The 24,761-nt window shown below is 51.9% G+C and carries 17 protein-coding genes and 1 tRNA gene; 7 read left to right on the forward strand and 11 right to left on the reverse strand.

Annotation, left to right across the window (positions count from 1 at the left end):
- Positions 1 to 4 precede the first annotated feature (4 nt).
- On the forward strand, positions 5 to 3,781 hold the full coding sequence (gene cobN, locus GDA54_03265; GenBank protein MBC6497325.1) for a cobaltochelatase subunit CobN: 3,777 nt from the start codon (positions 5 to 7) through the stop codon (positions 3,779 to 3,781).
- Between the two features lie 40 nt (positions 3,782 to 3,821).
- Positions 3,822 to 4,484 carry a cob(I)yrinic acid a,c-diamide adenosyltransferase gene (gene cobO, locus GDA54_03270; GenBank protein ID MBC6497326.1) on the forward strand — a complete coding sequence of 221 codons (663 nt, stop codon included), beginning with the start codon at positions 3,822 to 3,824 and terminating at the stop codon, positions 4,482 to 4,484.
- On the opposite strand, the gene GDA54_03275 is transcribed toward cobO, so the two are convergent.
- The gene (locus GDA54_03275) at positions 4,481 to 6,721 is read right to left on the reverse strand and encodes a tetratricopeptide repeat protein (protein ID MBC6497327.1); all 2,241 of its coding nucleotides are present in this window, start codon (positions 6,719 to 6,721) and stop codon (positions 4,481 to 4,483) included. The two genes, cobO and GDA54_03275, sit on opposite strands and share 4 nt — an antisense overlap.
- Positions 6,722 to 6,829: 108 nt before the next feature.
- Positions 6,830 to 8,386, reverse strand: coding sequence for a cobyric acid synthase (locus GDA54_03280; protein MBC6497328.1), 1,557 nt, complete (start codon positions 8,384 to 8,386; stop codon positions 6,830 to 6,832).
- A 167-nt stretch (positions 8,387 to 8,553) separates the two neighbouring features.
- Here GDA54_03280 and recA point away from each other — a divergent pair, with 167 nt between their 5' ends.
- From recA to infB, 4 genes are all read left to right on the forward strand, one after another.
- Positions 8,554 to 9,630, forward strand: a complete 1,077-nt coding sequence (gene recA / locus GDA54_03285) for a recombinase RecA (GenBank protein MBC6497329.1) — start codon at positions 8,554 to 8,556, stop codon at positions 9,628 to 9,630.
- A 254-nt stretch (positions 9,631 to 9,884) separates the two neighbouring features.
- Complete coding sequence (gene nusA, locus GDA54_03290) at positions 9,885 to 11,531, forward strand: transcription termination/antitermination protein NusA (GenBank protein ID MBC6497330.1); 1,647 nt, start codon at positions 9,885 to 9,887, stop codon at positions 11,529 to 11,531.
- A 6-nt stretch (positions 11,532 to 11,537) separates the two neighbouring features.
- On the forward strand, positions 11,538 to 11,750 hold the full coding sequence (locus tag GDA54_03295; protein MBC6497331.1) for a translation initiation factor IF-2 associated domain-containing protein: 213 nt from the start codon (positions 11,538 to 11,540) through the stop codon (positions 11,748 to 11,750).
- The gene (gene infB, locus GDA54_03300; protein MBC6497332.1) at positions 11,735 to 13,885 is read left to right on the forward strand and encodes a translation initiation factor IF-2; all 2,151 of its coding nucleotides are present in this window, start codon (positions 11,735 to 11,737) and stop codon (positions 13,883 to 13,885) included. Before GDA54_03295 ends, infB begins: the two co-directional genes overlap by 16 nt.
- 58 nt (positions 13,886 to 13,943) lie before the next feature.
- On the opposite strand, the gene GDA54_03305 is transcribed toward infB, so the two are convergent.
- The 7 genes from GDA54_03305 to GDA54_03335 all read right to left on the reverse strand — a co-directional run bounded on the left by GDA54_03305 (position 13,944) and on the right by GDA54_03335 (position 21,528).
- Positions 13,944 to 14,016: transfer RNA gene (locus tag GDA54_03305), tRNA-Val, on the reverse strand.
- Between the two features lie 260 nt (positions 14,017 to 14,276).
- The gene (locus tag GDA54_03310) at positions 14,277 to 14,636 is read right to left on the reverse strand and encodes an HU family DNA-binding protein (GenBank protein MBC6497333.1); all 360 of its coding nucleotides are present in this window, start codon (positions 14,634 to 14,636) and stop codon (positions 14,277 to 14,279) included.
- Between the two features lie 100 nt (positions 14,637 to 14,736).
- Positions 14,737 to 17,151, reverse strand: coding sequence for an endopeptidase La (gene lon / locus GDA54_03315; protein MBC6497334.1), 2,415 nt, complete (start codon positions 17,149 to 17,151; stop codon positions 14,737 to 14,739).
- A gap of 32 nt (positions 17,152 to 17,183) precedes the next feature.
- Entirely contained in the window at positions 17,184 to 18,443 is a 1,260-nt protein-coding gene (gene clpX / locus GDA54_03320) for an ATP-dependent Clp protease ATP-binding subunit ClpX (protein ID MBC6497335.1), read from the reverse strand.
- A 45-nt stretch (positions 18,444 to 18,488) separates the two neighbouring features.
- The gene (locus GDA54_03325) at positions 18,489 to 20,039 is read right to left on the reverse strand and encodes a YifB family Mg chelatase-like AAA ATPase (GenBank protein MBC6497336.1); all 1,551 of its coding nucleotides are present in this window, start codon (positions 20,037 to 20,039) and stop codon (positions 18,489 to 18,491) included.
- 4 nt (positions 20,040 to 20,043) lie between these two features.
- Positions 20,044 to 20,982, reverse strand: coding sequence for a glutathione synthase (gene gshB / locus GDA54_03330; protein ID MBC6497337.1), 939 nt, complete (start codon positions 20,980 to 20,982; stop codon positions 20,044 to 20,046).
- A 33-nt stretch (positions 20,983 to 21,015) separates the two neighbouring features.
- On the reverse strand, positions 21,016 to 21,528 hold the full coding sequence (locus GDA54_03335; protein ID MBC6497338.1) for a YraN family protein: 513 nt from the start codon (positions 21,526 to 21,528) through the stop codon (positions 21,016 to 21,018).
- On the opposite strand from GDA54_03335, the gene GDA54_03340 reads away from it, so the two are divergent.
- On the forward strand, positions 21,527 to 22,915 hold the full coding sequence (locus GDA54_03340) for a penicillin-binding protein activator (GenBank protein ID MBC6497339.1): 1,389 nt from the start codon (positions 21,527 to 21,529) through the stop codon (positions 22,913 to 22,915). The genes GDA54_03335 and GDA54_03340 overlap by 2 nt on opposite strands.
- Here the strand turns inward: GDA54_03340 and hemW are convergent.
- Entirely contained in the window at positions 22,833 to 24,221 is a 1,389-nt protein-coding gene (gene hemW, locus GDA54_03345; protein MBC6497340.1) for a radical SAM family heme chaperone HemW, read from the reverse strand. The two genes, GDA54_03340 and hemW, sit on opposite strands and share 83 nt — an antisense overlap.
- A complete protein-coding gene (gene rdgB, locus GDA54_03350; protein ID MBC6497341.1) occupies positions 24,136 to 24,732 on the reverse strand; it encodes an RdgB/HAM1 family non-canonical purine NTP pyrophosphatase in 597 nt (198 codons plus the stop codon). The genes hemW and rdgB overlap by 86 nt, the downstream gene beginning before the upstream one ends.
- Positions 24,733 to 24,761 lie beyond the last annotated feature (29 nt).

Genomic DNA, 24,761 nt, shown 5'->3' on the forward strand with positions numbered 1-24,761 from the left:
CGCTATGCATATTTTGCAAGGCACAGATGTCCCTATAGGGCAACAGGATGCGGTGGATTTAGGCCAGACGCCGGCGGATATTCTCTTTTTGTCTATGGCCGATAGCGAGCTCTGTTGTCTTGCCCAAGCGCGTGCGCAAAGAGCGCGTCAGGGTATGGATATGCGCGTGCGTGTTGCCCATGTGGGCTCTCTACAGCATCCCCTCTCTGTGGATACTTATGTGGCGAAGACGGCGCGTCATGCGCGTCTCATCATAGTCCGTTTATTAGGGGGGCGTGATTATTGGCGTTATGGGGTCGAGCGTTTGGCGGCGCTTCACAGGGAGCATGGGGTCGATGTTGTCTTCATGTCGGGGACAGAGCATGTGGATGATACGTTGCGCGAGCTTTCTTCTGTCGAGGGTGATGTGTGGGAGAGGATATGGGACTATTGTCGCTATGGCGGTGTCATGAACATGGAGAATCTCCTTTTGTATCTACAGGACAGATTTTTGCGCCATCGTCAAGGCGCGCGCAAGACGTATCCTTATGGCGAGGCAAAACCCGTCCCACGCGCAGGCCTCTTTAGAGGGGGCAAGACGCGTGTTTATGGCCTATCTCAGTGGGACAAGGCATGTGTGGGCGATGTGCGCCACCCAAAGATTGTTATCCTTTGTTATCGAGCCTTATGGTTGTCGGCAGATGATGCGCCTATCGAGGCTCTTCAAGAGGCATTGACACGACATGGCTTTTCTTCTCTTGCCGTGTTTGTCGCCAGTTTGCGCGATGGGGAGTCGTCTCGCATGGTTGATGCTGTCTTAGGGGAGGTGACACCCAAGGCGCTCATCGACCTCACCTCTTTTGCATCGAGACATGAGGGGGGCATGGATGATTGTGCGCGTTGGGCGTCTTTGGGTTTCGATGGCGTTGTCTTTCAAGGCATGCTTGCGAGCTGTTCCTTTGATGAATGGCGTAAGAGCACACGTGGTGTGCCACCACGGGATGTGGTGATGAACGTAGCATTGCCTGAGATGGATGGACGGCTGATCACGCGTCCCTTATCTTTCAAGGATAGGGTGGATTTTGACGATGGGGTGGAAGCGCCCCTTGTGAAGCATGCGCCTGTTCCTGACAGAATCGATTTCCTCTGTTCTCTCGTCAAGCGTTTTTATGTTTTGGCGACAAAACGTCCGCATGAGAGACGTCTGGCGCTCATCTTGGCGCACTATCCCCATGGGGATGGGCGTATTGGCAATGGCGTCGGTTTGGATACGCCTCGTTCCCTGTGGCGGCTATTGCATACGTTGGCACAAGAAGGCTATGACGTGCGCGACATTCCTGAGGATAGTGAGACATTGATGCGGCATATTCGCTCAGGTGTGACGAGCCATTGGCGGACATGTGAGAGCAAGGATGTGGAATGTCGTTTGGGGGCAGAGGCGTATGGCGTGATATGGAATGCTCTTCCCATGTCTGTGCGTGAGGCGATAGGCGCGCGTTGGGGGCGTATGGAGGATGACCCTTTTTTCCACGAGGGGGAGCGGTGCTTTTTATTGCCAGTACGTCGTTTTGGCGCTGTGTGTGTCGTTGTCCAACCAGCGAGGGGCTATCATATCGACGCGGCGTCATCTTATCATGATCCAGCATTGGTGCCTCCCCATAACTATGTGGCGGTGTATGGTTGGCTTGCCCGCTATGACGCTGTGGATGGTGTCATTCATCTTGGCAAGCATGGCACGTTGGAATGGCTTCCGGGCAAAGGCGTCGGTTTATCGAGCGCATGTTATCCTGAGGCTCTTTTTGGGGCGATGCCGAATGTCTATCCTTTCATTGTCAATGACCCGGGTGAGGGGATACAGGCGAAGAGACGCGCCCAAGCGACCATCATCGACCATATGACGCCTCCTATGGCGCGTGCGGGGCTTTATGGATTCTTGAGCAGTCTAGAGGCATTGAGCGAAGAGTATGCCCATGCGTGCGCCCTCGACCCCGAACGCTTACCAGCATTGAAACGCGAGATGGTGGCCTTAGCACAGCGTCACGGCATCGACAAGGATATGGGAACAGAGCCATCATCCCAAGATTTTGTGGCGTCATTGGACAATCACCTCTGTGTCATTAAGGAGAGCCAGATACGTGACGGCTTGCATGTTTTTGGCACGGCTGTGGAAGAACGCGCCATGGCGTCGACGCTTGTGGCCTTATTGCGCTTTCCTCGAGGCGAGGGTGAAGGCGAGAATTCTCTTTTACGCGCCTTGAGCGAAGATATGGGATTTGGCGATTGTGATGCTTTTGACCCTTTATCCTGTGCGCTAGGCGCTCCCTATGAAGGACGCCATAAGGAGGGAGAGGGGGAGGGAGAGGCTGGCGTCCAGCAAGGGTATAGATGGCGGGTGCAGGGGGATGTCGTGGCCTTTTTAGAGGAAGAAGCCCATGCCTTACTGGCGGGGACGAAGGAGGCAAAGGCGTCATGGCACAAGACTCGGGCGGTTTTACGCTATGGCGAGAGCGTGCGCGCCATCTTGCGGCGCAATGGTCATGCGGAGCGTTTAGGCTTATTGCGCGCCATAGGAGGCAAGTCTGTGGCAGCTGGCGCATCGGGCGCGCCGACAAAGGGGCGTTTGGATGTCTTTCCTATGGGAAGAAATTTTTATGCCATTGATATGAGGGGTATGCCATCGCCTTCAGCCTATCGTTTAGGCAAGGAGTCGGCAGAGCAGTTTTTCGAGGATTATTGCCAGCGCTATGGCGACCCGCCACAGCGGGTCGCCATGTCTGTATGGGCGACATCTAATATGCGCACCTATGGCCATGATATAGGACAGGCGCTTGCTCTTATGGGGGTTGAGCCATGGTGGGATGTGGGGTCGCAACGTGTGCGCGGTGTGAAAGTCATCCCGCTCAGTGTTTTAGGCAGGCAGAGGGTCGATGTCCTGTTGCGTGTGTCTGGTTTATTTCGTGATTCATTTCCCCATGTCATGGACTTATATGCGTCGGCGGTGGCACAGATTGCCGATATAACGGATGAAGGCGCGTCTGATAATCCTTTGCGCGCTTGGGCGTTGCGTGATGAGCGTGTGTGGCGGTCTCGTGGTATGGGTGAAGCGCAAGCGAAGGCGCATGCGCGTCTACGTCTTTTTGGTTCGATGCCTGGCGCCTATGGCGCAGGGATGCAAGCCCTTATTGATGAGGGGGGATGGCATGGGGACAAGGATTTTGCTGATGCCTTTGTGGCGTGGGGGGGGTATGGCTATGGGGGAGCGTTCCATGGCGAGGATGTGGCAGAAGTCATGCGTCATTGTCTCACATCTGTGCAAGCGGTCTTACATAACCAAGACAATAGTGAGCATGACATTTTAGATTCCGATGACTATTATCAATTTCAAGGGGGGATGGCGGCAACGGTGCGTTATCTATCGGGGAAACAGCCACATCTGTATCACCATCATTATGGCAATCCCTATCGCAAGAGGGTTGTTCCTTTACAAGAGGAGATAGGGCGCGTCATACGGGCGCGGGCAGCAAATCCACAATGGATAAAGGCGATGATGCGCCATGGGTATAAGGGCGCTTTTGAGTTGGCAGCGACGGTTGATTATCTCTTTGCGTTTGCTGCGACGGCGCGGGTTGTGGAAGACCATCATTTCGATGCGCTCTACGAAGCCTATCTGTTAGATGAGGATGTCGTGGCATTCATGCGCCGCGCTAATCCCCATGCGTTACAAGAGATGGCGCGCCGTTTTCGTGAAGCGCAAGAGAGGGGATTATGGAACAGCAAACGCAATGATGTGGGTATGGTGTGAGACAATATGACTCGTGGAGATATGTTTGTGGGAGAAGAGCATGGGAGAGCAGAAGGCGTATCAAGAAAGTGAAGAAGAGCGCAATGCGCGCGCTAACCGCAAGGCAGCGTTGCGCAAGGCGGCACAGGATAAGGAACTCTCGACCAAGACGATGGCGCGGCGCGGCGTTTTGCTTGTCTATACGGGCAATGGCAAGGGTAAGACAACGGCAGCCTTGGGGTTGGCGTTGCGCGCCTTAGGGCAGGGCATGGGCGTTGCGGTTGTGCAATTCACCAAAGGGCGATGGCGCACTGGTGAGCGCCGATTCTTCCAAGACATGACATCGTCCCATAAGGGGAAGCTCTTATTTAAGAGCATGGGCGATGGCTTTACGTGGGAGACCCAAGATAGGGCAGCCGATATACGCGCCGCCGAGAGGGCATGGAAGCAAGTAGAGACGGTGTTGCAGGAAGCGCGCGACGATAAGACAACGTGGCAGATGTTAATACTGGACGAACTCAATTCCATTCTACGCTATGGCTATTTATCCATAGAGCATGTGTGCGCCGTGCTACGCGCCCGCCCGTCCCATCTCCATGTTGTTGTCACGGGGAGAAACGCTGATGCGCGCCTTATGGAGCTCGCTGACACGGTGACAGAGATGAAGAATATCAAACATGCCTATCAAGCAGGCATGCGCGCCCAATCTGGCATTGAATTTTAGACATGCGCCTGTAGAGACAAGAATATGCGGAGTGTCTCTGATGCCCCAGCGAGTCCAAGGTCATGGCTCTGCCGCCAACGCTTTTCGGCTTGATGCCGTTGTCCTTTGCGGTAATGGATGAAACCCATGCCAAAATAGGCGTAAGCATTGTGAGGATTGAGCTCGATGGCGTGTAACAAATCACGCAAAGCCTTGTCATCATCGCCCTTATTGGCATGGGCATGCGCCCTGTAGGCATAGGCGGTATCACAATGTGGGTATTTTTCGAGCAATTGTGTCAATTTTGTGATGCCTCTGTCGTATCGTCCTTGATGATGGTCTATCATGATTTTTTCAGCATAGGGGACGGGGTTGTCAGGGTTATGGGCGATAACGGCATCGTAATCGCGTTCAGCAAGGGCATAATTCTTCATATCTCTGTGTAGATTGCCTCTGTCGAGGATGGCTTCGATATTGTCTGGCTGTAGGGCGATGACTCTTTCACAGCATCGAAGAGCAAGGTGAAAGTCGCGCCTTTTATTGTGGAGGCGACTTTGACGGATAAGTGCCTCCACATTGTCGTCACAGAGGTCGAAGGCTTTTTTATAATCTGCGTCTGCCAATGTGTCATTGTTGAGTCGTCTATAGGTATCCGCCCTATTGATATAGCTATCCCCATCATGGGGTGTGAGCGTAAGAACGCGTGTGTGGTCCTTGATGGCTTTGTCATAGTCTTTCATATCCCTGTACAGATTGCCTCGGTTGACAAGGGCGTCACGATGGTCGGGGTCAAGGGAGAGCACTTTCGTATAGTCCCGAAGCGCCATGGTGGCATCGCCCTTCATCTGATAGGTGCGGGCTCTATTCACATAATCTTGAGTGATCTGCTGGGGTCTTAAGTCGATGGCTTTGGTGAAATCGCGGATGGCTTTGTCATAGTCTTTCGTGTCCCTGTATAGATTGCCTCGGTTGACAAGGGCGTCAAGATGGTCGGGGTTAAGGGAGAGCGCTGTCGTATAGTCCCGAAGCGCCATGGTGGTATCGCCCTTCATTTGATAGGTGCGTCCCCTGTTCACGTAGTCTTCAGGCGTCTTTTGGGGTTTTAGGTCAATGGCTTTGGTGTAATCTTGGATGGCCTTGTCATAGTCTTGCGCATGTCTGTATAGATTGCCTCGGTTGAGGATGGCATCGAGATTGTGTGGTTCTATGGCGATGGCTTGCGTGTAGCACTCTATGGCGGGGCGTATGTTATGGTTATTCCTGTGCGCATGGCCTTGAGACAGCAACCTTCTCGCCTCTTGGGCTTTGAGCTTAGCTGCTTTTTTATGGTCTTTTGTCTTTGATATGTTACGTGACGTAAGGATGTGGAATGTCTCGTAGTCGAGAGAGGCTTTTTTTGCGTCTCCTTGTTTGGTGTAGCACTCTGCTCGATGGAGGTAGGGGGTCTTATCATTGGGTGTTATGGCGATACACGTGGTATAATCTTTGAGAGCGTTGTCCGTGTCGCCCTTTCTCTCATGCGCTTTCCCTCGATGGAGGTAGCAGGATGCGACATCATCGGGCGTTGTCTCGAGGGGGTCGAGGATGGCGATAGCTTGGGTGTAATCTTCAATGGCATCGTCATAGTGACCTTGGGCAAAGAAAAAGAGGCCTCTTTTGAGACGTATGGCATGGTCATAGCGGTTTAAGGCAAGCGCTGTCGTATAGTCTTTGAGAGCGTTGTCCGTATCGCCCTTCATGACATAGATGTCTCCTCTGTTGAGGAAGGCATCGGCGTCATATGGCGTGAGGGTGAGGGCGTGGGTATGGTCGCCGATGGCGTGGTCGTATTCTCTTTGGTCTCTATATGTATTGCCTCGGTTGATAAGAGCGTTAAGATTATCTGGCTCAAGGGAGAGCGCTGTCGTATAGTCCCGAAGCGCCGTGGCGGTATCGCCCTTCATTTGATAGGTGCGTCCCCTATTAATATAGTCTTCAGCCGCCCGTTGGGGTTTTAGGTCAATGGCTTTGGTATAATCTTGGATGGCGCGGTCGTAGTCTCCTTGACTTCTATAGACATTGCCTCGGTTAAGAAGCACATCGAGGCTCTTTGGTTGGATGGCAAGCGCTTTCGTATAGTCTTCAATGGCGCGCGCATAGTCGCCTTGATTTCTGTAGAGATGGCCTCTATGGAGCAGGGCTGTTTTGTCCTTTGGATTGCTCTCGAGCGTTTGCGTCAAAGACTCTAAGAGCAATGTGTCTTTGTCCTGTTGTGTCATGTGCTGTGTGCTGGGGGGCATGACGTTGTCTAGCGGGCGTTCCTATGGAGGTATGGAGGCCATGGCACACTATGCTATGACATTTTTTTCTTCTTGTCGAGACAAACATCATGGCGGTTCTTGGGTGCTGGCGAGTTTTTGTAATGCATCGAGGTCGATGGCTTGTTCTATATGGTGGGCGAGTCGGTCGAGGCTATCCTCTAGCGCTTTTTGGTATTGGAGTCTGTTATTGCTATGGAGTCTATGGTGTGTGATGTGCTGTATGTAGGCGTTGCGGAATCCATCATTGGCGAAGAGGGCGTGTAAATAACATCCTTCCACCAAGCCACATGGCGATGTTGTGCCATGGTCGTCGATATGTTTTTTGTTTTTATGCTCTGTGTGGCAAGGGGCGAGCATGGTCTGATATTGTTGCCGTTGCTTCGTGATACCCATATGGATTTCATAGCCGTGGACGTATTGTTGTGTTTTGACGTGTATGGCGTTGCTCTGTGCGAGAATTTTGCGTTCCATCAAGCGCGTTGTGACATCGAGCAGGCCTAACCCTTTTATCTGCCCCTTGATGCCTTCGATTCCTTGTGGGTCTTCGATGGTGTGGCCGAGCATTTGGTAGCCGCCACACAATCCTAACACGTGTTTTTTTTGTCTGACGTGGGCATAGATATCGATGTCCCATCCTTGCTGTCGTATGAATTGCATATCTCTGATGACAGATTTTGAGCCCGGCAGGATGATGATGTCGCATGGGGGGATATTATGCTGTGGAGGGACAAAGGAAAGTTGGCATTGTGGGTCACTTCGCAAGGGGTCGAAATCGTCGCTATTGGCGAGATGAGGGATAAGAGGCACGGCTATATGGATTGTCTCTTTTGTTCTGTGTTGGCGCTGTTGGCGCTCTGTCTGTTCCTTGTGGGCGAGCAGTTCTTTGAGGCTGAGGCTATCTTCTAACGGCAGATGCTGTGCTTCGTCCATAAAGGGGACGATACCATAGCATGGCCATGAGGTATGGCGCTTGATGATGGGGAATGCTGGGTCGAGGAGATGGCGCTGTCCTCTGAATTGGTTGATGATATATCCTTTGACGCGTCTTTGTTCTTGAGGTGACAGCAAGAGATGTGTGCCTGTGATGGAGGCGAGGACGCCTCCTCTGTCGATGGAGGCAATGAGGAGGACGGGGATACGGCTTGCTTCAGCGAAGGCCATATTGGCGATGTCTGGCGGGGGGAGGTTGGCTTCTGCTGGCGAGCCTGCTCCTTCGACGAGGATAAGGTCGTATTCCTTACACAAGCGCTGATAGGCGTCGAGAATGGCGGGAAGGAAATCGGCTCTTCTCTTCATCCATGTCGATGCGTTGGTCGTGTCGATATGCGCGCCATTGAGGATGATATGCGTTGTGTGTCCACTTTGTGGTTTGAGGAGGAGGGGGTTCATCACATTGCGCGGTTCGAGACGACAAGCGCGGGCTTGGAGGGCTTGAGCTCGACTAATTTCACCGCCTTCACGGGTAATCGCGGCATTGGTGGACATATTTTGTGGCTTGAAGGGGGCGACATGTATGCCGCGGCGTGCGTAAGCTCGGCAGAGGGCGGTGACGATAAGGGACTTTCCCGCATTGGAATGCGTGCCTTGGAGCATTAAGGCGTTGGCATGGTGTTTTTTTCTCATTTTGTTCTTGCTTTATTCTCTTTTTATTCTTATACAAGGGGGGACAAGAATCCCTCGAAAATATCGTGGGAATAGTTTATAACGATTATGTCGGTGAGGAGGCGAGAATCATGAAAACGTCATCGGCGACGGTTACGCCACTTTTTGATAAGGGAAACAGCAAGGGTATGGACAAGAAGAAGGCTCTAGAGTCTGCCGTTGGTCAAATAGAGCGTCATTTTGGCAGGGGAAGTATCCGCCGCTATGGCGATGGTGCTGACGAGGATATATCGTCTATATCCACGGGGTCTATCGGTCTTGATGTGGCGTTGGGCATTGGTGGCGTTCCGCGTGGGCGTATCACCGAGATTTATGGTCCTGAGTCTTCTGGCAAGACGACTCTTGCCTTGCACATTTTGGCGGAGGCGCAGAAGGCGGGTGGTTCGTGTGCGTTCATTGATGCCGAGCATGCTCTTGACCCCTCTTATGCGCAGAAGTTGGGGATTAATGTGGATGACCTTCTCATATCGCAACCGGACACTGGTGAGCAGGCTCTAGAGATTGCCGACACATTGGTGCGTTCTGGCGCTGTTGATGTCTTGGTGATCGATAGTGTGGCGGCTCTTGTGCCAAAAGCTGAGTTGGAGGGTGAGATGGGCGACGTCCATATGGGTTTGCATGCGCGCCTTATGAGTCAAGCGTTGCGCAAGTTATCGGGCTCGGTGTCTCGTTCCCATTGTGTCCTCATTTTTATCAATCAAACGAGGATGAAGATAGGCGTTGTCTTTGGCAATCCTGAGACGACAACGGGCGGTATGGCATTGAAGTTTTATGCGTCTGTGCGCATAGAGATTCGCCGTGTGGGTGTCATTAAGGACAGGGATGTGACGATAGGGAGTCAGACGAGGGCGAAGGTTGTTAAGAATAAGATGGCGCCTCCCTTTCGTATGGCGGAGTTTGACATTATGTATGGGGAAGGCATATCCCAGTTGGGCGAGTTGATCGATATAGGCGTTTCTTCAGGCGTTATCGAGAAATCGGGGGCATGGTATAGTTTCGAGGATGAACGCATTGGGCAGGGGCGCGAGAATGTCAAGAATCACTTGCGGGAACATCCCAGCCTTGTGGAGCGTTTGCAAAGTCTTGTGCGCACGAAGGCGGGGATTGGGGTGGACGAGGAAGGACAAGAAGAGGACTCTCCTTCGAAGACGGCGGCAAGCGGTGGGGCGGTGGCAAAGGTGGCAAAAGAAACAAAAAAGGGATAGGGGCGCAGGCATGGGGCACGGGACACGGGACATTGCGTAGGCGGGGAGGCGTGCCAGAGGGGGCATAGGATGTCTTCGTGCCATGCCTCATGCGCCATGCGATGGGGGCCATTCTCGTGTCATGTGATGGGCGTGTCATGATGTCCTCTCATGCGCTGTGGCTCTATGCCCTCTTTTTTTCCCTTGTGATATGTGCTATGTTGTGACCATATCTATGATAGAAGGGGGTGTGGGTGACATCGAGAGAGATAGGTATGGCGAAGAGTAAAGGAAGTGCAGCCGATTTATTGCGTGTCGTTGAGCAGGTGGCTGTTGAGAAGAATGTAGAGCGTCAGTTGGTGATGGATGCGATGGAACAGGCCTTGACTCGTGCGGGGCGTGTGCGTTACGGGTTAGAGTTTGACATTCGCGCGCATATTGATGGGCATACAGGCGAGATAACGATGGCGCGCTATCGCAAGGTTGTGGAGGATGTGACGTCCCGTGCGCGTGAGATCAGCATCGACCAAGCGCATCGTTATGACGCGTCTCTTTCTCTTGGCGACATGCTCATCGAGCCTTTGCCTCCTGTTCCTTTTGGGCGCAACGCTGTTTTTGCGGCGCGCGATGTCATCAGGCAGAAGGTGCGTGAGGCGGAGCTTTTGCGCCAATATGAAGACTATAAGGATAAGGTGGGTGAGATCATTAATGGCACGGTCAAGAGCATTGAGTTTGGCAATGTCATTGTTGATTTAGGGACGGCAGAAGGCATTATCAGGCGTCAGGAGCTGTTAGGTCGTGAGGTTTTTCATCGTGATGATAGGGTGCGCGCCTATGTGATGGATGTTAAGCGAGAGGGGAAGGGGCCACAGATTTTTCTTTCTCGCGCCCATCCGCAGTTTGTGGCGGGTCTTTTCAAGCAGGAGGTTTCGGAGATTTATGATGGCGTGATAGAGATCAAAGCTGTTGCTCACGAGCCCGGCAGTCGCGCCAAGATTGCGGTGCATTCTCATGATACGAATTTAGACCCCGTGGGTGCTTGTGTCGGGATGCGTGGCAGTCGGGTGCAAAGTGTCGTGGGTGAGTTGAAGGGTGAGAAGATCGATATTATCGTTTGGTCAGAGAACATCACACAATTTGTCATTAATGCGTTGAGTCCTGTGGAAGTCTCGAAGGTTCGTCTTGACGAGGAGTTGAGGAGGATTGATGTTGTTGTTCCTGAGAATCAGTTGAGTCTTGCCATTGGCAGGCGTGGTCAGAATGTTCGTTTGGCGTCCCAGCTTGTTGGTTGGGAGATTGATATTCTCACGGAAGAGGTGGAGTCTGACCGTCGTCGTCAGGAGTTTGAGGAACATTCGAAGAAGTTCATCGAGATGTTGGATGTGGAGGATGTCATTGCCCATCTGTTGGTGACGGAGGGTTTTTCCGACATTGAGGAGATCGCCAGCGCGTCGTTGGAGGAATTAGAGGCGATAGAGGGTTTTGACAAGGAGCTCGCCAAAGAGTTGAAGGAACGTGCCAGTGAGAGTTATAAAAAGCGGCAACGCGCCTTGAATAAGGCGTTGCGTGTTTATGGTTTAGAGGACACGACCATCGATATATCTTTTGAGCGTTGGCAGCATTTACTGAATGCCCTACAAGAGAACAATATCAAGACACGAGACAATTTGGCTGATTTGGCGAGTGATGATGTCTATGACATGGTGCGTAAGAAAGGTATAACGAGGAAGCATGCGGAGGTTCTTGTGATGCAGGCGCGTTCCCATTGGTTTGAACAAGAGAAGAAGGCGTCAGACGCCAAGAAAAAGGTGACGACAAAGGGTGTTAAGGCAACAAAGGCACAAGAGGAAGCGGTAGAGGCAACCCCAGAAGCAACCTCAGGGGCAATTCATGGGCCACGTCATGTGGATGAGAGTGCATAGGGTGATATGATGGCAAAGGATGAAGGTGGACATGACAAGGCTCATGAGGGGGAACGGCGTTCGAAGATGAAATTGCGCCGTCCGGTGGAGACGCAACGCCTATGGCAAAGCTATGCCCACGGACGTTCACGCATGGTCGAAGTAGAGATTAAGAGGAGGCGTGGCTTTAAGGACAAGGGGGGTGTTCTTGGGAGGGGCGTGCGTTGCCTGTGGATGTGAAAGATGGGGCGGACAAGGCGGTGATCTTATCGGACGATGACAGGTCGTCTCGCCCTTCTATCGGTGGGGACGAGAGTCATGAGAGTCCAGCGCACCTTCCTGTCAAAAAAAGGGATAATAAGGGGGATGACAAGGTCGGCGTCGCGGACACACGAGGGGACAGTTCTTCGAATCGCAAGGTGGGGCGTTCGAAGCGTGTGTCGTCGCGTTATGAAAAGCGGGATGACCATGGAATCAATGCGAAGCGTCTTGGCAAATTGACGATTTCTCGTTCTCTGTCGGAGGATGGCGATGAACGGATTGCCTCTATGGCGGCGGTGCGTCGGGCGCGTCAGAAACAGCAAAAACAACGTGAGCAAGCCCAATCTGTGGTGCGGCCAAAGGGGCAAAAATTGTCGCGCGATGTTGTCGTTCCTGAGACGATTATTGTCGCTGACCTTGCGAATCGCATGGCAGAGCGTGGTGCTGATGTCGTGAAGGCATTGATGGGGATGGGGATTATGGCGCGTATCAACGAGCCTATAGACCAGGACACGGCCGAGATTATCGTTGCTGAATTTGGCCATAAGATTAAGCGTGTTTCTGATGCCGATGTCGAGTTAGGGCTTGGTGGCAAGGGGGCTGACGATGACCCTGCATCGTTGCGTCCGCGCCCTCCTGTCGTGACGATCATGGGGCATGTGGACCATGGCAAGACATCGTTATTGGATGCGTTGCAGGATTCCGACATTACGAAAGGTGAAAAGGGTGGTATCACGCAACATATTGGTGCGTATCAAGTCGTCTGTGCAGGGGGTGAGAAGATAACATTTCTCGACACGCCGGGGCATGAGGCGTTTAGCAAGATGCGCGCTCGTGGGGCGACGGTGACAGATATGGCGATCATTGTCATTGCCGCCAATGACGGCATCAAGCCACAGACCATTGAAGCCATCAACCATGCGCAGGCAGCGCATGTGCCTGTGGTGATTGCCGTGAACAAGATGGATGTGGAGGGTGCGAATCCAGAGAAAATCTATGATGATTTGCTTCAGCACCATGTTGTGACGGAGAAGAGGCGCGGTGATGTTCTTGCGTGTGAAATATCAGCGACGAAGAAGCAGAATCTTGACCATTTGCAAGAGTTAATTCTCTTGCAAGCGGGATTGATGGATTTACGCGCTTCTCAAACATGCAGTGTGACGGGGACAGTCATTGAGGCGCGTATGGATAAGGGGCGTGGGACTGTCGTCACGGTTTTGGTTCAGCGTGGCGTTTTGCGTAAAGGGGCGATTTTTGTTGCTGGCCGTCAATGGGGGCGCGTGCGCGCTATGTTAGACCATCGGCAGGTGGCGTTGCATGAAGCCTATCCTTCTCAGCCAGTAGAAATTTTAGGCTGTGATGGTGTCCCGTTGGCAGGTGATGAATTTGTTGTTGTTTCGAGCGAATTGCGGGCAAGAGAGGTTGTGCGTTATCGCTCTCAGCGCAAACGCCATGCCGTCTCTAATGTCCACGGGCCAACGATGGAGGAACGTATGGAGATGTATGCCCGTGAGGTGCAAGAGCTTCCCCTCATTATCAAAGCGGATACTCGGGGTTCTGTGGAGGCCATAGAAGCCATTTTACATCCTCTCATGGAGGAGATGGGATGTCAGCTCAAGATTGTCCATGGCGGTGTTGGCGAGATCAGTGAGTCGGATGTTGACTTAGCGATGACGACAGGAGCGCGTGTTATAGGGTTTAATTTACGTTCCAACCCTATGGCGCGGCGGCTTGCACAAAAGCATGGCGTCGATATTATGAATCACTCGATCATTTACAATATCGTTGAGGATATACGTCACCAGTATTTCGACCAACGTGAAGGCAGTGAAAAAATTAAGGTGCTTGGTAAGGCATCCGTGAAAAAGGTCTTTGATATTGGCAAGGTTGGTAAAGTGGCGGGGTGTCTTGTCGTCGAGGGTGTCGTCAAACTTGGCACAAGAGTGCGTCTTTTACGTGGGGAGGAGACTCTTGTGGAAACATCCATACGCCAACTTAAGAGAGAGAAAGATGACGCGCGGGAAGTCAAGGCAGGGACGGAGTGTGGCATTGCCTTAGAGACGGCCGAAGGCTTGACTGAGGGAGATATTATCGAGTGCTATGTCATAGAATAGCACGCTTTGTCGCGGGCCCACGACATGGATGACATGACACTTTAAGACCGTCACACGGTGGGCGATGAGGGGATTGAACCCCCGACCTTCTCGGTGTAAACGAGACGCTCTCCCAGCTGAGCTAATCGCCCCTCCCCTCTATCTCTTGCAGGCCATACATCCCCCTCACATGCCCCGCCATGATGTCCCCCAGACCATGCGCCCCCTTATGCTCCCTTCTCTCTCCCCCTCTTCCGTTCCTCCTTTTTATCCCCCGACTCCCATCATCATGACTCCCATCATCATGACTTCCATACCCATGACTCCCGTCGTTTTCACGCCACGCCCAAGAGCAGGGTTAAGAGAGAGATGCGCCTTTCCCTCCTAACCCTTTCCCTCATGCCCTCCTCGCTTAGTTGAGGGCTTCTTTGAGGCTTTTGCCGGCTTTAAACTTGGCGGCTTGGGACGCGGGGATATCGATCTCCTGTCCCGTGCTGGGATTGCGCCCCTTGCGCGCCTTCCTCTTACTGACAGAGAAGGTCCCAAAACCAACAAGGCGGACATCATCACCCGATGTCAGGGCCTTCGTGATACAGTCAAAGACGGCATCGACGGCTTTCCCCGCATCAGCCTTACTCAAGCCGCTGGCGTTGGACACGTTGTCGACAAAATCGCTTTTATTCATGCTGTTTTTCCTCCTGATAGATGACGGATGATATGAGAGGGTTATGACAATTTTAGTGTGATAGGCAGAGATGATGAAACATCCCATGCATATGAACGTCTGACATGACACCTCCTTTGTGAGCCCATCATAGCATGGTCTGTCATGGAATGCATAGAAAAAATGCGTGGATATGTTCCTTCTCTCTCTAGTGCGTCACGACGCCCTTTGTCTCTTCTTTCGGGAGAGTGGGGAGTGACGAGTGGGTGCTGAGGTTTTCGGAGGCGAGAGGCTTCAGGGGTTTCATCAGGGCGTGAGAGAAGATGTCATCGGCATGGTGGATGGGGACGATGTCGATAGTCTCTTTGACGGCCTCTGGTATATCGGCAAGGTCTTTCACATTATCGTGCGGGATAAGAATTTTCTTCATATGATGTCGTGCGGCGGCGAGCATTTTTTCCTTGAGGCCGCCAATGGTGAGGATGCGTCCGCTGAGGGTGATTTCACCTGTCATGGCGACATGGCGGTTGACGGGGATGTCTGTCAGGGTGGAGACAATGGAGAGGACGATACCGATGCCAGCGGATGGTCCATCTTTTGGGATAGCGCCTTCTGGAAAGTGGACATGGATATCATATTTTTCGAAGCATTCTGGCGCTATGCCTAAGGCGGGCGCTCGAGAGCGGACGAAACTCATGGCTGCTTGGACGGACTCTTGCATGACATCACTGAGTTTGCCAGTATAAAGGGCTTTTCCTTTGCCGGGCATGGAGACGGATTCGATGGTAAGAATATCACCGCCACTTTCTGTCCATGCCAGTCCTGAGACGATGCCCACAAGGTTATGGGGGTCGGGTTCGTTACGTTGATAATAGGGGACGCCGAGATAGTCTTGGAGATGTTCTTTGTCGAACATCTCAGGCGTCTCTTGTTTGGTGGCGAGTCGATAGATGGTTTTCCGCATGAGTTTTGCGAGTTCGCGTTCCAAGTTGCGCACGCCGGCCTCGCGTGTATAGGCCTGTATCATGTGGCTCATGGCGTCTTGGGATATGGTCCACTCATTCTCTTTAAGCCCGTGCCGTTTTTGTAATTTAGGGATAAGGTGGCGTCTTGCGATTTCTTTTTTCTCTTCTTCTGTGTAGCCTTCTATGCGAATGATTTCCAGTCGGTCCAAGAGAGGCTTTTGCATGGTCAACCGATTGCTCGTTGTGATGAACATGACTTTTGACAGGTCGTAATCGACTTCGAGATAATGGTCGTTAAAGTGCGTATTTTGTTCTGGGTCGAGGACTTCTAGGAGCGCTGACGAGGGGTCGCCTCGCCAATCGACACCCAATTTATCGATTTCATCAAGCAAAAAGAGCGGGTTTGATGTCTTCGATTTTTTCATGCCTTGGATGATACGGCCGGGCATAGAGCCTATGTAGGTGCGCCTATGGCCGCGTATTTCTGATTCGTCATGGACTCCGCCGAGGGAGACGCGTATGAATTCCCGTCCTGTAGCGCGCGCGATCGACTGGCCAAGGGACGTTTTTCCCACGCCAGGTGGTCCCACGAGGCACAAGATGGGTCCAGAGACGCGTTTCGTTCTTTGTTGTACGGCGAGATGTTCCAATATGCGTTCTTTGACTTTGTGTAATCCATAATGGTCTTCATCGAGGATTGTCTTAGCATGTTGGAGGTCTTTATTCTGCGAGGAGTATTTCTTCCATGGGATATCGAGGAGCCAGTCGAGGTAGTTGCGAATGACGTTGGCTTCTGCCGACATCATGCTCATGGAGCGTAATTTTTTGAGGTCATTGAGGGCTTTTTCTCGTGCTTCAGCCGAGAGTTTTGTTTTTTCGATTTTTTGGTGAAGGTCTTTGATGTCGCCTCCCCCGTCTTCGCTGTCGTTGAGTTCTTGCTGTATGGCTTTCATCTGCTCATTGAGGTAGTAGTCGCGTTGGCTTTTATCCATTTGTTTTTTGACGCGTTTTTGGATGCGCTGTTCCACCTTGAGGAGATTGATTTCATGGTGAATTTTCTCTGAGAGAGATTCAAGGCGTTGCGGGACGGATGTTTGAGCGAGCAAGGCTTGTTTTTCTTGGATACGTAGGGGGATGTGTGCGGCGATGGTGTCAGCGCGTTGGGCTGGATCTTCGATTTTGCTGAGGGATGTGAGCATCTCGCTGGAGATTTTTCCGCTTGTCTGTGCATATTCTTGGAAGAGGGTTGTCACGGTTCTCACCATCGCCGTCATGTCATTGTCTTGGGCGGGTGGGCATTCTTGGGCGAGTGGCTGAGCGTGGACTTCGAAGAAATCTTTATTATCGGTGTAAGAGACAATGGTGACGCGTGAAAGTCCTTCCACGAGGATTTTCACGGTGCCATCTGGCAATTCGAGGCACTGCATGATTTTACCAAAGACGCCAATATCGTAGATGTCGTCTGGTGAGGGATTATTATCGTTGACATCTTTTTGTGTGGCAAGAATGAGCCCGGCCTTATTTTTGCGTTCCTCACTGATACAGCGTATGGACTTTTTGCGCCCCACGAAGAGAGGGACGATCATATGGGGAAAGATGACGATGTCCCTCAGGGCGAGGAGGGGGTAAGGCTTTTTAGCGAGCATTGTGTTTGCCATGGGCGTAAGATCTGTTGATGGGTGACGGCGTCCTATTGCTTTGCTCGACTTTTTTCGGCATAGATACAGAGAGGCTTTGTTTTCTCGTCGGCGACTTCTTTATTGATGACAACTTCGACGATACCGTCGTTGCTTGGGACGTCGAACATGGTATCGAGGAGGATATTTTCCATGATAGAGCGTAAGCCGCGAGCGCCTGTTTTGCGTTTTTTTGCGCGTTGGGCGATAATTTGGAGGGCTTCGTCCGTAAAGGTGAGTTTCACGTTATCCATGTGCAGGAGCGCCTGATATTGTTTGACGAGGGCATTGCGTGGTTTTGTGAGGACATTGATGAGGGCTTTTTCGTCCAGTTCATGCATGGTGGCGAGGACGGGAAGGCGTCCGATAAATTCGGGGATGAGCCCAAATTTGAGGAGGTCTTCAGGTTCGATATGTTGCAAGATTGTTTGTGCGTGCTGTTGGGAATGTTCGTGCATATCGGTGCCAAAGCCGATGGCGGTGCCTTTGGTGCGTTCGGTGATGATGCGTTCTAAGCCAGAGAAGGCGCCCCCACAGATGAAGAGGATATTGGATGTATCGACTTGTAAGCATTCCTGCTGGGGGTGTTTGCGTCCGCCTTGGGGGGGAACGGAGGCGATAGAGCCTTCCATAATTTTGAGGAGTGCTTGTTGTACGCCTTCACCGGACACGTCGCGTGTGATCGAGAGGTTATCGGCTTTACGGCTGATTTTGTCGACTTCGTCAATATAGACGATACCTTTTTGGGCCTGTTGCACATCGTGGTCTGCCGCTTGCAGGAGTTTCAGGATGATATTTTCCACGTCTTCCCCTACATAGCCTGCCTCTGTCAGCGTTGTCGCGTCCGCCATTGTGAAGGGGACATTGATCACCCGTGCGAGGGTCTCAGCAATAAGGGTCTTGCCACATCCTGTGGGCCCTATGAGCAGGATGTTGGATTTAGCGATCTCGACATCACTATTTTTCTGTCCTTTATCGAGGCGTTTATAGTGGTTATGGACGGCAACAGAGAGTGTGCGCTTCGCCACATCTTGTCCAATAACGTAATCATCGAGGATGTGGTAAATATCTTTAGGCGTGGGGACCTCGCTGGTATAGCCATTCCCTTGTTTTGTGGCATTTTCTTCGTGGATAATATCCATGCAGAGTTCGATACATTCATCACATATGAAGACGGTCGGTCCTGCGATAAGCTTACGCACTTCGTGCTGGCTTTTACCGCAAAACGAGCAATAGAGGATATTTTTGGAATCTTGAGAGGAGTCTTTAGACATGAATGGCGCGCGCTCTATTGAATGACATTTCTTTATACACCCTCACTATACCTTATGTAACACTTTGCGTCTATAATTCAAGGCGTGGGCAATATGGTATTTATTGATGGGGGCGTTCATATCTTGCGTGTCCATATCGCACAATGTGCGTGCCAATCGTAAGACTTTGTGGTAGGAGCGGGCGGATAGTTTTAAGGTGTCTATGGCATCAGCAAGGATATGTGACTCTTTGTGTCCCAGTGGGGCAATTTCTTCGAGAATTTTTCCGTCCGCTTGGGCGTTAAGATAGAGCGTGTTTAGGTTCATGGTGCGGAATCGTTCCTGCTGTAGCTGGCGTGTTTGTGCGACTCGTTTGGCGATGGTGGTCGAGTTTGTTTGCTGTGAGGGTGTGGGCTGTATGAGTTCTCTGGCATTCAGTTCGGGGACGTCCACATAGAGGTCGATACGGTCATAGAGGGGTCCTGATATGCGGTTTTGATAGGCGCGTATTTTTGTTTTTGTGCATGAGCACTCTACTTTTTCTGAGCCGTGATAACCGCATGGGCATGGGTTCATGGCGGCGATGAGTTGGAATTGGGCGGGATAATGGCAGTGTGCTTTTGCCCGTGCGACGAGGACGAAGCCGCTTTCTATGGGTTGTCGTAGTGCTTCGAGGGTGGAGCGTGAGAATTCTGGCAATTCATCGAGGAAGAGGACTCCTCGGTGGCAGAGGCTCACTTCGCCGGGGCGTGCGAGTTTATCGCCGCCGATGAGGGAGGGGAGCGATGCTGAGTGATGTGGTGCGCGATAAGGTCGTTGAGTGACGATAGACTCTTTAGGCATGGTGCCAGCGAGGGAGTGAATCATGCTCACTTCGAGGGCTTCTTGGGATGACAGGGGTGGGAGAATGGTATGCAGGCGTGACGCCAGCATAGATTTTCCCGCCCCGGGCGAGCCTACCATGAGCATGTGATGTCCTCCTGATGCGGCGATTTCTATGGCGTATTTTGCGTCTTCTTGTCCTTTGATGTCGACAAAGTCTGGCAGAGGGTGGGTGTCTTTTTGCTCACAGCTGTTGATGGGGAGTTGGGGTGGTGCGATGGTTTGCGTGCCGCGCCAGTGATTGACGAGGGCGATAAGGCTATCAGGGGCAAGAATATCCACATGGTCGCCAGCAAAGCGCGCTTCTTGTCCGCATGCATGGGGGCATATGACGCCGTAATCATGGTGGGATGCGAAGAGGGAAGCAGGCAGGACACCGGGGACGGAGGTGATATGGGCGTCAAGGGATAGTTCGCCCAAGGCAATAGCGCCATCGCCATCGGATTGGGGCAGAATCTTCATCTCAAAGAGGAGGGCGAGGGCGATAGGCAGGTCATAGTGGCTTCCTGTCTTTCGAAGGTCAGCGGGGGCAAGGTTGACGATGATACGTTTTGACGGCAAGGCGATGCCTATGGATTGTAATGCTGAGCGGACTCGTTCTCGGGATTCGTCTACGCCTTTATCAGGCAGGCCAACGATTTGGAAGGATGGCATGCCTGCGCCCATATGGGCTTGGACATCAACTTTATGGGTATTTAGGCCAAGAAAGGCGACGGTGGTGGCGCGTGCGACCATGGGTTTAGGCTCTTTTCATGGTATGGGCGAGGTGATCCCAGAAAATATCACAAGGGTCATCGCCACTGATAGCCTGATATTCACGTAATCCTGTGGGTGATGTGATATTGACTTCTGTCAAGGCATGGGCAATGACGTCGATGCCAGCGAAGAAGATACGTTTTTCTTGCAAGAAAGGTTTGAGGTCTTGGCATAGTCTTTTTTCTTGTGGTGTGATGTCACAGGCCTGTGCTGTTCCTCCACATCGTAGATTGGCGCGCATGTCGTGTTGTGCGGGCATGCGCGTGAAGGCGCCGATGCATGTTCCATTGATGAGAAGCAAGCGTTTATCGCCATGGGTGCGTACGGAGTCGAGATAGCGTTGGGCGATGAGGGGTGTGCCATAGCGTGAGAGCAATGTCTCGATGAGGGAGTCATAGTTGGGGTCATCGGGATGGATGAGGAAGATTCCTTCTCCTGCTTTGCCGAAGGGGATTTTGATGATGACCGAGCCATGTTTTTTCCTAAAGGCTTTGAGGTCGGGACTATGCTGGCTGATGATACTGGGTGGTGCATGTTGAGGGAAAAGGAAGGGGATATATTTCTCGGGATAGGAGCGCACTGATGTTGGGTCGTTGATAACGCGGGTATGGCTTGTTTTTTGTAGATAGTCGAGCAGATAGGTGGCGGTGATATAGGCCATATCGAAGGGGGGGTCTTGGCGCATGAGCACGACATCCATCCTATCGAGCTCTGTCTGTTGTCCTTCTTCTTGTTGCCATGTGCCATCAACGGGGACGAGCGGTGAGAGCCATGCCGTCACTTTTTCTTGTAAGGTAAGGCTTTGTGGCTGATAGCAGAAGATGTCGTATTTTCTTCTGTGGGCTGATGTGGCGAGGGCGAGGCTACTATCTTTATGCTGATGGAGATGGTGGAGGGGGTCTATTTGAAAGGCGACACGCATGGGAACACAGAGGTAGCGAGAGGTGGAACAATCCTATAAAGAATGGGAGCGGCGTTGGAATGACGTCATGGTCTCTTGCCAGACATGGGGGATATGGTGGAGGCGGAAGGGTGCTTTGAGAATCATGACATCGAAACGATGTGGTATGGAGCGAAGGTGGGGGAATCGTAGCAAAAAAGCGCGGCTTGCTGCAAGGATACGATATTTTTGTCGGTGTGTGATGATGTCGAGGTCTTGGTTTTGTGTGCGGCGCGTTTTCACTTCGACAAAGATGAGGGTGTGATGGTGGATGGCGACAATATCCAGTTCCCCTTGTGGACATCGCCAATTACGGGCGAGGATACGGTATCCTTTGACGCGCAAGACCAGACGACAGATACGTTCACCATAGAGTCCGAGTACATGGGTGGGAAGGGAAGCAAAAGAAATCATGCACACACGATAAGAATTTTCTATAAGAGATGGTAGGCACGGGCAAGGCGCATACGTTGGGACTGCCGACAGCAAGGGGCGTCTCTGTGTGCGCGCCGATGAGGAGAAGACCATGAGACGAGACAGAGGATGTGAGACGATGATGGCATGGCGGGGGAGGGGTCTATCTTTTTTATGGGGCTGTGCGGTCTGTGTGGGGGTGCTCTTGTCTGTGGGCTATGGAGCGTTGGCGTACGGGGAGGAGGATGATTTTTCCTTTACGGAATTTTTTGGTTTAGGCGATGACGAGGCGACAGATGAGGACATTGATGGCGATATTGTGGAGGGGGTTGATCTATCGGGTAAGAGGAAGATAGGGCTTTTCGTCCCTCTTTCGGGGAAGAATGCGGCATTGGGGCGTGTTTTGTTCGACACGGCGCAGATGGCGCTTTTTGATTTTGCTGGTGGGGATATTGATATTGCCGTCTATGATAGTTTTGATGGTGATGAGGATAAAGTGCAACGTTCTTTTGAACAAGCACAAAAGGATGGCGTTGAGGTGATCGCTGGTCCTCTGTTTGCTCACTCTGTGGAGGCATTGGCGAGCTTGGCGAGGGCGGAGCGTATTCCTCTTTTAGCCTTTTCTTCTGATGCCAGCAAAGCCGATAAGGGCGTCTATATCATGGGCTATCGGGTGGAGGAAGAGATTAACACCATTGTTGCCTATGTGCGTGGGCGTGGTTTTTTGCGTTTTGCTCTCTTGGCGGAGGATACGCCTTATGGCCATTTGATTGACGAGACATTGGATGTGGCGACAGACATTTATGATGCCAACTACACGCGTAAAACGCTTTTCAGTGGGGATATTAAGGATATAGGTCCTTTGGTTGAGGTTTTTTCCGACTATGTGGGGCGTGAGAATTTTATCCAGAAGCAATTGGACGCCTTTGGGTTGGACGAAGAGAATGACGCCCATCAGGGTCTTATTAACGAGGTGAGGGACATGGCGACGTTGCCTTTTGATGCTGTTCTTGTGCCTCTTCACGGGCAGGAGCTTGTCAGTGCCATTGCGTTTTTAGCCTTTTATGATGTGACGAATACGCGGGTGCGTTTTCTTGGCACATCCTTATGGGAAAACAGGGCATTTTTGAACGAGCCACTCTTGCGAGGGTCGCTTTTTGTGGCGACAGATATCGAAAAGAGACAGAAATTCACGGAACAATTTACCGCCGCCTTTAAGCGCGAGCCACCAAAGGTCGCCAGCATTGTCTATGACACTGTCGCCATGATTGTGGGGTTAATGCAACGCCATGGCAGGGTTGAGGACGAGCATCTCATCATCGAGGAGGGTTTTGATGGTGTCAACGGGCTGTTTCGCTTGCGCGCTGACGGCACTGTGGAGCGCGCCTACCATGTCTATGGCATGGCATCATCTGGTTTTACGTTAATTCATAAGGGCATTGAGACATTTCAGCCTGAGGGTCCTGATGACGAGGACTCGTCTCTGCTAGGAGGTCTATGATAAGGGCGTCTTGAAGCAAGAAGCCCTTTTTGCTGAGGCGCATATGGTATGCGGGGGCGTTTCCCATCCCTTGTGTTTTCGTCATGTGGAGGAAGCCTTGTCGTTGTTGCGCCTCGACGACGTCGGGACGGATAAGGCGATATATGGGCATGTTGAGGGCGCGTGTCAGTGGTGTGAGCGCTATGCCTTTCGTCAGACGCAACCCCATCGAGAGATATTCTATGGCATATTGGCGGGCGGTAAGCGCGTAAACTGTCGAGCGTCCATGCCCTTTGTCGTGACATGCGCGTTGCCAATGGCGAGGATGTTTATGATTTTCTAAGGCGTAACGTATGGTCTTGTCTTGGGACGATATGGTGAGTCGGCTATGGGCGCCGGGCCCTATACCGATATAGTCGTGGCTCTGCCAATAGCCTTTATTATGGTGGCATTGCGTTGTCCTATGGGTGCTGTAGTTAGAGATTTCATAGCGATAGAAGCCATGGGCTTTGAGCGTGTCTTCTGTGCATGCATCGATACGTCGTTGCATGGCCATCGAGGGGGGAGACCATAATTTTTTTTGGAGCGCTTTATGGAAGGGTGTTTTTTCCTCGATGGTGAGTTGGTAGACGGACAGGTGGTGCCATGGCAAGGAGGCGATGGCGGAGAGTTCTTTGTGCCATGTGCGGGGCGTATCACAGGGAAGGCAACTGATAAGGTCGCAACTTGCCGTCCCCTGATGGCGAAGGATGGCGTCGAGGCTATGGTGAATATCGTCAATGGTGTGGGTGCGTCCAAGGAATGCCAGTCTTTTTTTGTCATAGGCTTGTCCGCCTAAGGAGATACGTTGCGCCCCAGCTGCCATGTAATGTCGTATGCGTCTATGGTCTTGGGGATTTGCCTCTAGGCTGATTTCTATGTGTGGCGAGCATTGCCATAGTTGGTGACATGTAGCGATTATGGACGAGACGATATGATATGGCATGATGGAGGGTGTTCCGCCACCAAAGAAGATGCTTTCTAGCCTCTTGTGTTTTGTGCTTTGGGCGTAGCATGTGAGTTCTTGTATGAACGCATGGAGGATAGCCTCCTCATCAAGGGAATGCGGATGGGGGGCGAGATGGACGTTAAAATCACAATAGGGACATTTTTTCTCACAGAAGGGCCAGTGGACGTAAATGCTGAGGGGTGCGTTCTCAGTCTTTTGCCTTGTGCCATCTCTGGGGGGCATGGGTGGGGCATCACGAGAAGACGGCATCATGCCAGAGCCGTAAGGCGCGTTGTCGGTGGGATAAAGGTTGCTTTTCTGCCACCTCCATTTCGGCAAATGTTTTATGACTGCCTTGAGGGATAAACATGGGGTCATACCCAAACCCTTTTTTTCCCTTTGGTGGCCAGCAGAGCGTTCCTTCGATGGTGGCAACAAAAAATTGTGTTTTTTGTTGCTGTGGCGTCACCCAAGCAAGGGCGCAAACGAATCGCGCCTTTCGATTTTTGCTGTCGCCCATGTCTTTATGGAGTTTTTGCATGGCGTAGGCGAAGTCTCTTTTTTGTGTGCTGGGATGGAGAGCATAGCGCGCTGAGTAGATGCCGGGACGACCCTGTAGGCATGCGACTTCGAGTCCCGAGTCATCGGCAAGGCACGGCATGGCGCAAGCGCTGAAGGCATGCTGTGCTTTCAGGGCGGCATTGCCTTCGAAGCTTGAGGCGTTTTCTTCGGGTTCAGGGATGTCTAAATCTTTGAGGGAAAGAACATCGATCCTCTGGGACATCAAAAATTGACGTATTTCGATAACTTTTCCTATATTATGGCTAGCGATGACGATATTTTTTATCATGGTGTTAGCGCAGGAGAGAGGCTCGTAAA

It is taken from the genome of Alphaproteobacteria bacterium GM7ARS4 (assembly GCA_014332745.1).
Lineage (GTDB): Bacteria > Pseudomonadota > Alphaproteobacteria > GM7ARS4 > GM7ARS4 > GM7ARS4.